Origin of the sequence: Streptomyces sp. NBC_01314, from assembly GCF_041435215.1 — a bacterium.
Taxonomy (GTDB): Bacteria; Actinomycetota; Actinomycetes; order Streptomycetales; family Streptomycetaceae; genus Streptomyces.
Map to the genome: position 1 here is coordinate 8,095,700 of NZ_CP108394.1, position 11,987 is coordinate 8,107,686.

Genomic DNA, 11,987 nt, shown 5'->3' on the forward strand with positions numbered 1-11,987 from the left:
ATCCCGCACGATCGAGGACGAGCGGTGGCGGAGACCACCAGATGGAGAGCGTGACCGGTAATGGCACAGCAGCCGCCCCTCCTCCGCGATGTCATCGACATCAAAGAGAACATCTCCACCTCGGACTTCGTGCTGTCCCTCGCCGAGGCGACGACACCCGACGGCGCCCGGCACGCGCTCAAGGACTACGTCGTCACCGAGCGGCTGCTGGAGAACTTCGACGAGGCGCTGGCCCTCGTCAAGTCCGCGCTGGACGGGCACCGTTCCAAGGCGGCCTACCTCCACGGCTCGTTCGGTTCCGGTAAGTCGCACTTCATGGCCGTGCTGTACGCGCTGCTCAGCGGCGACCCGGCCGCCCGCGCCCGCAGCGAGTTCGACCCGGTGCTGACCAAGCACGAGTGGCTGGGCACGGACGGCAAGAAGTTCCTGCTCGTGCCGTACCACATGCTCGGGGCGAAGGCCCTGGAACAGCGGGTGCTCGGCGGGTACGTGCACCACGTCAAGAAGCTGCACCCGCAGGCGCCGACCCCGCAGGTGTACCGGACCGACTCCCTCTTCGCCGACATCCGCGCCATGCGCGCCAACATGGGCGACGAGGCGGTCATCCGCGGCCTGGGCAGCAGTGACACGGACGATGAGGAGGACGAGTGGGGCGAGGGCTTCGCCTGGACCCCGCAGCTCCTCGACACGGCGCTCGCCGCCGAGGAGATCCACGAGGAGGGCGCCCGGCTCGACCTCCGCAACCCCTCCACCCCGGCCGAGCTGCGGGCCAAGCTGGTCAACGACGCCAGCACCAACCTCCTCCCCGGCTTCGCCAAGAACGCCGCCGAGAACGAGCACGGCTTCATCTCCCTCGACGCGGGCCTGTCCGTCATCGCCGAGCACGCCAAGTCACTGGGCTACGACGGACTGATCCTGTTCCTGGACGAGCTGATCCTCTGGCTCGCCACCCTCATCCACGAGCAGAAGTTCGTCGCCCGCGAGGCCAGCAAGATCACGAACTTCGTGGAGGGCGGTGACGCCCGCCGTGCCATCCCCGTCGTGTCGTTGATCGCCCGCCAGCGCGACCTGCGCGAGCTGGTCGGCGAGGAGGTGTCGGGCGCGGCGGAGGCCTCCATCCAGGACACCCTGAACCTGGCCTCCGGGCGGTTCGACAAGATCACCCTGGAGGACCGCAACCTTCCGCAGATCGCCCACGCCCGCCTCCTCAAGCCGAAGCCCGGGACGGAACAGCTCGTCGACGCGGCCTTCGAGCAGACCAAGCGGGTCGGCACCCAGGTCTGGGACACCCTCCTCGGCTCGGACAAGGGCACGACCGGCGCGGACGCCGAGTCGTTCCGGCTGACGTACCCGTTCTCGCCCGCCTTCATGGACACCCTGGTCCACATCTCGTCCGCGCTGCAGCGCTCCCGTACCGGTCTGAAGCTGATGGGCGAGCTACTCGCCGACCACCGCAACGAGATCCGCCTCGGGCAGCTCATCCCCGTCGGCGACCTCTACCCGGTGATCGCGGAGGGCGGCGACAAGCCGTTCACCGACAGCCTGAAGGTCGTCTTCGAGGCGGCCGACAAGCTCTACAAGAACAAGCTGCGGCCGTACCTGCTCAGCTCGTACGACATCACCGAGGACGACGTCGAGCAGTACCTCAAGCGGCCCGAGGAGATCATCGACCCGCAGCACGCCAACCGCTGCCGCATGTTCGTCGGCGACAACCGGCTCGTGTGCACCCTGCTGCTGTCCGCGCTCGCGCCCAGCGTGCCCTCCCTGGCCGAGCTGACCATCCGGCGGCTCGGCGCGCTCAACCACGGGTCGGTCCTCGCGCCGATCCCGGGCGCCGAGGTCGGCATCATCAAGAACAAGGTCGCGGACTGGGCGGCCAGGTTCCCCGAGATCAAGGAGACCGGCACCGACGCCAACCCCGGCGTACGGCTGGAGCTGTCCGGCGTCGACGTGGACTCCGTCATCGCCAACGCCCAGGTCAACGACAACCCCGGCAACCGGGTCGCCCTCGCCCGGCGGCTGCTGTCCGAGGAACTGGGCGTCGAGCACGGGCAGTTGACCGACCAGCTCGGCTTCGTGTGGCGCGGCACCGCCCGCACCGCCGAGATCGTGTTCGGGAACGTCGCCGACGAGGACGAGCTGCCCGACCACGACCTGATGCCGCAGGAGGACGGTCGCTGGCGCATCGCCATAGACCTTCCCTTCGACGAGGGCAACTGGGGCTGGGCCGAGGATGTCGACCGCATGCGGCGGCTACGCGAACGGCAGCAGGACGAGCGCTCCCGCACCGTCGCCTGGCTGCCCGCCCGTCTGTCCGCGCAGCGCCTCATCGACTTCCGCCGCCTCGTCGTCATCGACAAGGCCCTCGCCGACGAGCACCGCTTCGACACCCAGTACGCCGGCCACCTCAACGCCGACAACCGCAGCCGCGCCAAGGGCCTCCTCGAAACCCAGCGCGAGGCCCTGCTCAAGCAGGTCAAGGGTGCCTTCAAACAGGCGTACGGACTCGCCCAGAAGCAGCCCGCCGACGTCGTACCCGACTTCGACGACCATCTCGTCGCGCTGCCGGACGTCGACGGCCTCACCCTGTCCTTCGGGCAGAGCCTGCACGACGGCATCCGGCACGTCGCGGGCAAGCTGCTCGCCCACCAGTACCCCGCCCACCCCGACCTCGATCCCGACGCCACCGAAACCGCCGTCAAACCCACGGACACGCGCAAGGTGTTCACCCATGTACGGGCCGCCGCAGAGGCGCGCGACGGGCGGGTGGAGGTCCCGGCCGTCGACCGCAAGCTCATGCAGCGGATCGCGGGGCCCCTGCGCCTCGGGCAGCAGAAGGAGGCGTACTTCGAGCTGTCCCGCTACTGGGCCGACCACTTCCGCCGGCTCGCCAGCGCCCAGGGCGTCACCGGGGACCTGTCGCTGATCACTCTGACCGACTGGACGGACAAGCCCGACCCGCGCGGCCTGCCCGACTTCCTCGCCCGGCTCGTCGTCGCCGCCTTCGCCGAGATGGACGACCGGGTGTGGGTGCGCGGCGGCTCCGTCCTCGACCCCGCGCCCGAACTGTCCGCGATCAAGGACCACGACGCGCTGCGCAGCCAGCCGCTGCCCGCCGAGTCCGACTGGGACACGGCACGGCAGCGCTTCGAGACGGTCTTCGGTGAGAAACCGCCCGCTCTGCGGCGCGGACGTATGGTCAACCAGTTCGCCCGGCAGATCATCGAGGCCGCCCACGCCCACCGGGATCACACGGCCGACCTGGTGCACCAGTTGGAGGCCCACGCCTCCTTCCTCGGCCTCGACCAGACCGCCGACACCGGGCGGCTCGCTCTCGCCCGCCGCTCCCTGGAACTGCTGGACGCGCTCATGGCCGAGGCCGGCAAGGGCGCGGCCGGGGCCAAGAAGACCGTGGAGGCCCTCGCCTCATTCGACCTGGGCGAGACCAGCGCCGACCGGTACGGCACCTCCATCAAGAAGGCCCGCACCGTCGCGGAGGCCATCGCCTCCGCGCCCTGGAGCACCTTGGAGCTCGCCGCCGGGCTAGGCCTCGAGGGCGAGACGCTGCTCGACTCGTTGCGCAACGTGGCCCGCGACGACCAGCGCACCGCGGACCTGCGCGACGCCCTGGCCCGCACCCAGCGCGAGGTCGTCGCCCTGGTGAAGCGCAGCCAGGCCGCCACCCCGCCGCCCGCGCCGGTCGTACCGCAGCCCACGGCCGACGACCTGGACCTGGGCAGGCCGACGAGCGATCCGCGGATCCCCTTCACCCCGCAGGAGACGCCCTCCTCCGGCTCTTCGGGGAGTGGCACCACGCGGAAGTCAGGGGCCCGCCGTACGACCGTGGCGCGGGCCGCCGCCGACATCCAGGCGGAACTGTCCGAACTGGCCGCCCGCCACCCCGACGCGAACATCGAGATCACCTGGAAGGTCGTCGAATGACGGACACCGTCGACGTCGCCGCCGTCCCGGGCGCCGTCCGGCTGAACACCGCGACCGTCACCCAGTACCTGTCCTCGCAGACACACCTTGCCGCCTCCCTGACGGGGGCGGACGGGCGGCGCAGGGTGGTGCTGCTGCGGTCCGCACCCCAGTGGGACGGCCCCGCCGAACCCGCCTGGGGCGAGGGCCGGACGGCCGGTGTCGCGGTGGCGCTTTCGCCGCTCGCCGTTCACGAACTCGTCCTCGACCACCTGGTGGGCCGCCGCCCCGGCCCCGCCGTCCTGGTGGTCCTCACCGACCGCGAGCAGAACGAACTCGACCCGGCGATCCTCGCCCGCGTCCACAGACTGCGCATCGACACGGTCGACAGCTGGGACGTCGTCCGCGAGGCGTTCGGTGCCCGGAAGATCGACCCGCGCCTCAAGGACGTCAACTGGGCCGCCGAAGCCCTGCTCGACGCCACCCCGCCGACCACGGGCGGCTGGCCGCCGGTGCCCGGCGGCTGGCTGTCCCGCCAGTACGCCGTCACCGCCCTCGCCCAACGTCGCCTGCGCCTCGGCCGCTACGACATCGAGGGTGCCGCACGGCGCCCCGGCGACGACAGGCTCGACGTGCAGACCCTGCTGCACTGGTCGACCCGGCCCGGCGCCCCCGAACGGTTGCTCGGACTACGTGGCCCCGAGCGCGCCGGACTGACCGCCTTCCTCGGCGAGGAGGACCAGGCGGGTCTCGCCGGACGCGCCCTGCTCGCCCTCGTCGACGCCGAACGCGGCGCGGACGCCGCCGCCTTCGGCCTCGTGTGCGCGGCACTGTGGCAGCACGCCGAGCCCGCCCCCGAGACGTACCAGGCCCGGGGCCGAGCCGAACGCTACTTCGGCGACCGGCCCCCGGCCGTCGGCGAACAGCTCGACGCCCTGGTGGCCGTCTTCGGTCGGGCCTCCGAGGAGTACGTGACCACGCTGCTGGCGGCCGGACACCGCACCGGCGGCGCCGACGCCGACCAGGCCCGCGAGGCACGCCGCACCACCGGGACCGTGCTCGACCGGGCGGCCGCGCTGGCCCGCCAGTTCGGCGCCGAGCAGGCCGTCGGGGCCAGCCCCGTACTGCGCGGTGGACTTGAGGCCCGGTTCACCGCCGTAGGACGAGCACTCACGCTGGACCACAGGAGCACGGTGGCGGAGGCCGTCCGGCGCCTGGAGGACCACCGGCTCGCCGACGAGCCGGAGGAGTCCGCCCGCATCGAACGCGCCCGCATGGGGCAGCGCCTCGCCCGCTGGCTGGCCATCGAATCGCCCGCCGAGTCCCCCACGGTGGCCGACGCCATACAGCGGCACATCGCCGAGACCGGCTGGGTCGACCTCGCCCTGGAGCACATCGAGGCCGGCGGCGACCCGGACCCCGTCCTCAAGACCGCCTACGACACCCTCGGCACACGCGTCCGGGACCGACGACGGCAGATGGACGCGCTCTTCGCGCGCGCTCTGGCCGTCTGGACGGAGGCCGGCACCCAGCCCGGCAGCATGCTGACCGTCGAGACCTTCCTCGACCGCGTGGTCGGACCGGTCGTCCGGCGCGGAGAGGAGCGGCGGGTGCTGCTGCTCGTCCTCGACGGCATGAGCGCGGCCATAGCGAACGAACTCGGCGAGGAACTACGCCGCTCGTGGGCGGAGTTCGACCCGCTGGCCGAGGGCGCCCCGCACCGGCGTGCCATGGCCGCAGCTCTGCCCACCCTGACGGCCGTGTCCCGGACCTCGCTCTTCGCGGGCACCCTGATGAAGGGCACCCAGGCCGACGAGAAGCGGCTGTTCCCCACACTGAAGCTGTGGGGCGGCGCCCCGGCCGCCGCCTTCCACAAGGACGACCTGCGCACCGACACCGCGGGCGACGCCTTCGGCCCGGCCCTCACGGAGGCCCTCACCGACGGCAGGACGCATGTCGCCGTCGTCCTCAACGCCATCGACGACCGCCTCGCCAAGGAACAGAAACTGGGAGACGGGACCTGGCGGGTCGACGACGTCCCCGGCCTGCGCGACCTGCTGCGGGTGGCGGCGGCACAGGGCATGGCCGTCATCCTCACCAGCGACCACGGCCACGTCGTCGACCGGCACGGCAGGAAGGTCGACACCGCCGCCGACCCCGCGTCCGCCCGGCACCGCCTGCCCGGCGACGGCCCGCTCGCCGACCGGGAGATCGCCCTCTCCGGCCCGCGCGTGGTGTGGCCCCAGCCCGGCGCGTCCATCGTCGCGCTGTGGGACGCCGACTCCCGCTACACCGCCCTCAAGGCCGGCTACCACGGCGGTGCCTCCCTCGCCGAGTTCACCATTCCGGTACTGGCCTTCCTGCCGTTCGGGGCGGAACCCCCCAAGGGGTGGCGGGAGTTGGGGGATCAGCGGCCGGTCTGGTGGGCTCCGGAGGAGATCGGCAGGACGCTGCTGTCGAGTGAGCACACCACTCAGCCGGCGGTCGGCACGACCCTCGCCGCGCCGAAGAAGCCGACGGGGAAGTCCCAGAAGAAGCAGGCGGAACTCGAGCGAACGCACGACGCGCTCTTCGACGTGGAGCTGACCGCCGGGGGAGACGACGCCCTTCTCACCCCGACCCTCGTCAACCGGACCGAGGCGCTCGTCACGACGCTGCTCGACTCGGAGACGTATCAGGTGCAGCTCGACGGCCTGGCGCGCAAGCCGCAGCAGGAGCAGGTCCACAAGGCACTCGCCGCCCTGCTCGACGCGGGCGGCACCCTGCCCGTGACCGCGCTCGCCCAGCGCGCGGGCATGCCCACCACCCGTGGCGACGGCTTCGCGGCGGTCCTGCGGCAGCTCCTCAACTACGACGGCGTACAGGTGCTGGAGACCCTGCCGGACGGGCGCACGCTACGGCTCCATGAGGGTCTGCTCCGCGAGCAGTTCGCCCTCGGGGCGAACTGACAGCGGTCGGGGTGCCTCTGGCGTTCACCTGAAGGCATCCCGAGCTGTGTGTTCGCTGCTCGCGGATCGCTGTTCCCAGGCAGAAGTCTCACGCGCGTAGGCGGTGAACATGGCTTCGAGCCCCGGGCATGAACGGTGCCGGGTGCGACGACGATCTCGACGCAGTCGGCGCCACTCGTACCTCTGGAGCTGCTGGGCTGCAGCGAGCCCGTGGCCTGCCGTGCGCTCCGCACGCGGTCATCCTGCGGGCCCAATGTCATTGCGGATCATTACAGTTGTTCCGCCGACCGCCCGTGCGGCTGGATCCGTTCTCGAAGGAGCTCCTAAGGTGCATTTACGAAGACGTGCGGCGGGTGCCGCGCTGGTCTTAGCGGCCGCGTCGTTCAATCTGCTCGGTGCCCCTGGCACGGCAGCGGCGCAGTCCCAGGGCGGCATCGTTCTGCCTGTGCGGTCGCACTGGCAGACCCTCGCCGACAGTCGCCATGTGTATGTCAGCGCGCCCGGCGACGATGCTGTGCTGGCCACCGACCACGACGGGCAGGTCGTGAAGAAGGTGGAGGGTCTCGACGGGGCGCGGGGCATGGCCGAGTCGGCCGACGAGTCCACCCTGTACGTGGCGCTCCCGGACGCTGACGCGATCTCCGTCATCGACACCGCGACCTTGACCGAGACGCGGCGCATCTCCACCGGCGCCGACACCGAACCGGAGAGCGTCGCCCTCGCCGGCGACCGGCTGTTCTTCGGCTACCAGGCCACCGTTTTCGACGCCGGCATCGGGTCGGTCGCCATCGCCGAGGCGAGCCCGGCCGTCAGCCTGGACGACAACCCCGTCTGGTACGGCAAGCCGCGGCTCGCCTCGTCGTCGGGCGCGCCCGACCGGCTCGTCGCCGCGGAGAGCCAGGGCGCGGCGGGCATGCGTGTGTACGACGTGGGTTCCGGCACGCTTCGGGAGATCGCCTACAGCGACGCCGTCGGCGACGTCGAGGACGTGGTGGTGACGCCGGACGGCAGCAGTGTGATCACCGCGAACGGCTCCAACTACTACCACCAGCGGTGGCGCCTGTCGGACCTGACGGAGGAGGCCCAGTACGACACGGGCCCCTACCCCAACTCCGTCGCTGTCGACTCCCACGGCATGGTTGCCGCGGGGATCGTGGCGGGAGGGGACTGGGACGTCTACCTCTACCGCCCGGGAGAGACCGCCGCGTACCGCACGGTCGCGTTGTCGCCGGGGTACGCGAATCTGCTCGACCGGGGCGTGGCCTGGGCGCCCGACGGCAACCGGCTGTTCGCCACCCGCTTCCCCTACTCGGGCGAGGTCATCCTCGACATCGTCACCGACGTCGCCAAGGCATCCAGCACGATCACTCTGTCCGCCCCGCCGACGAACCCCGTCGGCACGCCGGTCACCGTGACGGGGAAACTGACCTCCCTGATCCCCTTCCCCAAGCACAGAACGGTCACGGTGACGCGGAACGGCGTGGAGCTGCCGGATGTGAAGGTCGGACGGGACGGCACCTTCCACTTCAGTGACACCCCGCCTGACTGGAACACGTATCCCCAGTACACGGTCACCTACGCGGGCGACGCCACGCATGTGCCCGGCACGGCGACCGTCATGGTCGAGTTCGTCGGCTGACCGGGCCGGGCAGTTTGCCGATCCCGTCACAAGGGGCCGGTGTCCCGGAGGACGCCGGCCCCACACCGCGCCGGCGTACCGGATGTCGTTGGGCCAAGGGCGCTTAGGTTCAGGGAATGGATCGTGAGAGGAGACGGCGCATCTGGAGTGATGGCCAACCAGTCCACCTGCCTGGCTCTAATCCCACCAGAGTGACGGCCACGGCGAGCACAGGCGAGTGGGAGGCTGCGATCTCGCTACCTCTCGACCAGATCGCCCGCGAAACTCTCAAAAGAGCTCATCGACGCGGCCCCCCCTGGTTCACCCTTCGCCGCGACACCTCAGCCGTCGGACCAGGCAAAGAGATTCCGACGACCTCAGTCATCTTCGGCTGATCGTCATTCCCTCGCCGTAACCGCCAAACCTCCGCGACATGATCGGCCGGACAAGTCCTGGACGAGACGGGCACTTATCACCTCTTGCCGGTCCAACCCGACGCTCACCTCCCGAGACCGCCACCCGCTGCCTCAGGACACGAACGCCCGTAGCACCTTCGCGAAAGTCGTCAGCTCGTCGAGCAGCTCCTGCGGAAGCGGCTTCTCGTCGAAGTGGGCGATCCGGTTGCGGATGTCCTTCACTCGTTCCAGGCGGCCGATGAACTGTTCCCTGGGCATGTTGGGCCACTTCAGGGCTTCCCAGTTGGCGTCGGCGCGTTCGGCCAGCGCGGTCTTCGTCTGGTCGCCGTCAAGGAGTCTCAGATAGTCACCGAACATGAGGTCGGAGACCTGGCCGGTGCGGTGCTCGGCCTTCTTGTTCGTCTGAACGGCCTTGATGGTTTCCTCGTCCAGCGCCGCGCCCAGGCAGCGGCGCAGCAGGGACTCGATCTCCCCGACGATGAAGAAGGGCCGTGCCGCGCCCTCGAAGCGGTCCGTGACGTCCGCGGCGGTGACGATGCCCGAGAGACAGCCGTCGTCGCCTCGGACCAGGAGATATCCGTGTTCGCGGATGACCGGCAGGGCGGAGAAGAACTCCTGGCGGGTGTCGGCGACCGGAAAGGAGTCCTTCTCCATCGCGTTGTCCAGCGTCGGCTGCTTGCCCGCCTCGTACATCTTGGCGACGGACCCCCAGGTGACCACCCCATGGACCTGCGCCATGCCGGTGGTCACCGGGACCTGGGCGAGGCCCTTCGTGCGCATGAGGAACGTGGTCTGCGCCAGGGGCGTACCGGGACCGACGGACACCAGGCCGCGCCGCGCCGACGGGATGTCCCCGAGCAGCAGACGCTGCGGAAGGGCGGCCGAGGGCAGGGCCTCCTCCGTCTCGTCCTCCTCCGTGTCGGCGGGGGCGGCCTGCGCCGGGATGGACGCGAGCGGCACCACGTCGACGTTGCTGCGCTGGCCGCAGACGGCGAAGTCCGGCAGCGTCGTCAGCCCGGCGTCCGTGAGCGCCTGCGAGATGCGGTGCACCGTCCGGTGGTCACGGACCCTGACCTGGAACAGGTCCAGAATGTCCTGCACGGGCACGGTCCTGCCCTTGAGCGCGGCGAGGTCCTGCCCGCTCGGAGTGATCGTCATCGGGCGTCGCCCTCCGCGAGGTCACGGAGCATGGTCCTCTTGCCCATGGCGGAGTGCACGAGATCCTGCAACTGCTTGGAACGGTCGTTGTAGAACCGTTCGTAGTCGTTCTCGCGGAGTGCTTCCGGATCGATGAGGTGGGTGGCGAGCACATCGTCGAACCACTCGGGGCGCATGTCAGAGGCGGCGACCATCGTGGACAGGTAGGACGCCGGCGCCCCGGTCATGTCCATCGCCGCGCGGTAGGACAGAGGGGTCTTGTTCACGATGGAGTTCGTGGGCAGGTCCTGGCTGTTGCCCCGCCGGAACCAGGTCTTGGGGAAGATCTGCCGGACGTCCACGCTGTACTCGTCCAGCCTGCCGGGCTTGAGCGGGCTGTCCGTGTAGTGCCAGTCCACCGCCCCCTGCTTGACCAGCAGGGCGTAGATGCCTTTGTAGGCGGCGCTGTTGCGGGTGGTGAGGCTGTCGAGGCGGTCGGCGAAGAAGAACGCGTCCGTGACGGTGTCGGGTGCTCGGTCGCCCTGCGCGATCCAGGGGACGAGCTGCTCGACGTCACGGGTGAAGCGGGTCTCGGTGGAGCCTCCGTACATCTCGCCGAGGACTCCGCACCAGTACCACTGCTCGGTCTTCTCCTCCGCTCCCAGGCCGTCCAGCGCCGTGTCGAGGATGGCGCGGACGGCCGCGAGCGGGACGAGCTGTGTCTTGTACGGCAGATCGTTCGGACGGACGATGCACTGCCGTTCCAGGAAGTCGCCCACCCAGGCGAAGGCGTCGGTGAGTTTCGGCGCCAGCCGGACGAAGTCGGCCAGCGGGAGGTCCAGCAGATCCCGGCGCTTGCACGACACCGTCGCCCCGGTGCCAGCCTGCTTCCGTTCCCAGGTGCGCACCAGGGCGATGGCCTGCAGGAAGTCGATGCTGCTCAGACCGGTCTCGATGCCGTTGCCCAGACGGCCGAAGACCGGGTACTTGGCCGCCAGCCCCTGCTTGATCTCCCGCCACACTTTGGGGAGCTGGTAGTAGTCCCCGGTCCGGTCCACGTGCTCGCGGTCCCCGGCGTAGGTCGCGGTGAGCAGTTCGAAGACGTTCAGGGGCACACCGCCCGTGTTGACCCGCTCGAACACCGCGCAGACGGCGTCCATGGATGTGGTGGCGGCCAGCCGGATCATCGGGACCTGGAAGGCGCGGATCTGCTGGAGGACCGACTCGTCGAACTGGCCCCACAGTTCCCAGTTCTGGTTCTCGTCCGCCTTGATGTACGACATCATCCACTGGTTCACGCGTTGGGCGTCGAAGACGAGATGCAGAGGGAAGAGACCGGCCGCGCACTCGCCCTCTGTGGTGCTCAGATCCAGCACCACCGTGCGGTTGAAGTCGGTCCGGAGCACTTTGTCCGCCGGAACGGAGAGGATGGCCTCGTCGCGGTCCGCGGACGGGCCGACGGCCTTCGCGATGTCGACGTAATACCACCGCTCGATGGGCTTGTTACGGGCGTCCGCGGTCTCCACCGGGGCGTCCAGCCACAGGGCCTGGAAGAGGGAGGTGAGGCGCTGCTGCCCGTCGAGCAGGAGGAGGTCCGCGGCCGGATCCCCGTCCGGGCGCGCTCCGGTGAGCGTTCGGGAGCGGAATCGGGTGGCGCCGCCGGTCTGCAGCGTCATCACCACGCCGAGCGGATAGTCCAGCGTCACCGTCGCGATGATCGCGCGAATCCTGTCGTCGTCCCACTTCCAGTTCCGCTGGAAGTCGGGCAACTGTAAGGAGCCCGACGCCACATCCGCGAGTACGTCCTTCAGCTTCACATTGTCGAGTGCCGCCACGTTCGTCCCACTCCCACCCTGCCGTATGTACGGAGAGTGATTCCAGCAGCGTCTACGGGTGACCGTCAACCGATTCAACGAAGTAGGCGCCCCGCCACGGTGCCCGCGCGCA

Annotated in this window: 5 protein-coding genes; 3 read left to right on the forward strand and 2 right to left on the reverse strand. The window is 70.1% G+C overall.

Going from position 1 to position 11,987, the window contains the following annotated elements; translation table 11 throughout:
* The first annotated feature begins 60 nt into the window (after positions 1 to 60).
* The 3 genes from OG622_RS35635 (at position 61) to OG622_RS35645 (ending at position 8,508) form a co-directional block, all read left to right on the forward strand.
* The gene (locus OG622_RS35635; RefSeq protein ID WP_371580735.1) at positions 61 to 3,942 is read left to right on the forward strand and encodes a phage resistance protein; all 3,882 of its coding nucleotides are present in this window, start codon (positions 61 to 63) and stop codon (positions 3,940 to 3,942) included.
* Positions 3,939 to 6,869 carry a BREX-2 system phosphatase PglZ gene (gene pglZ / locus OG622_RS35640; protein ID WP_371580736.1) on the forward strand — a complete coding sequence of 977 codons (2,931 nt, stop codon included), beginning with the start codon at positions 3,939 to 3,941 and terminating at the stop codon, positions 6,867 to 6,869. Before OG622_RS35635 ends, pglZ begins: the two co-directional genes overlap by 4 nt.
* A 328-nt stretch (positions 6,870 to 7,197) precedes the next feature.
* Positions 7,198 to 8,508, forward strand: coding sequence for a hypothetical protein (locus OG622_RS35645; protein WP_371580737.1), 1,311 nt, complete (start codon positions 7,198 to 7,200; stop codon positions 8,506 to 8,508).
* Between the two features lie 506 nt (positions 8,509 to 9,014).
* Here OG622_RS35645 and OG622_RS35650 read toward each other — a convergent pair.
* Both OG622_RS35650 and OG622_RS35655 read right to left on the reverse strand, forming a co-directional pair.
* Entirely contained in the window at positions 9,015 to 10,061 is a 1,047-nt protein-coding gene (locus tag OG622_RS35650) for a CBS domain-containing protein (RefSeq protein ID WP_371580738.1), read from the reverse strand.
* Positions 10,058 to 11,875 carry a DUF262 domain-containing protein gene (locus tag OG622_RS35655; RefSeq protein WP_371580739.1) on the reverse strand — a complete coding sequence of 606 codons (1,818 nt, stop codon included), beginning with the start codon at positions 11,873 to 11,875 and terminating at the stop codon, positions 10,058 to 10,060. The genes OG622_RS35650 and OG622_RS35655 overlap by 4 nt, the downstream gene beginning before the upstream one ends.
* Positions 11,876 to 11,987: the final 112 nt, after the last annotated feature.

Excerpts from the sequence above, each read along its gene's own strand:
- OG622_RS35650 (WP_371580738.1), bottom strand. The coding sequence starts at position 10,061 with ATGACGATCACTCCGAGCGGGCAGGACCTCGCCGCGCTCAAGGGCAGG.
- OG622_RS35635 (WP_371580735.1), top strand. The coding sequence starts at position 61 with ATGGCACAGCAGCCGCCCCTCCTCCGCGATGTCATCGACATCAAAGAG.
- pglZ (WP_371580736.1), top strand. The coding sequence starts at position 3,939 with ATGACGGACACCGTCGACGTCGCCGCCGTCCCGGGCGCCGTCCGGCTG.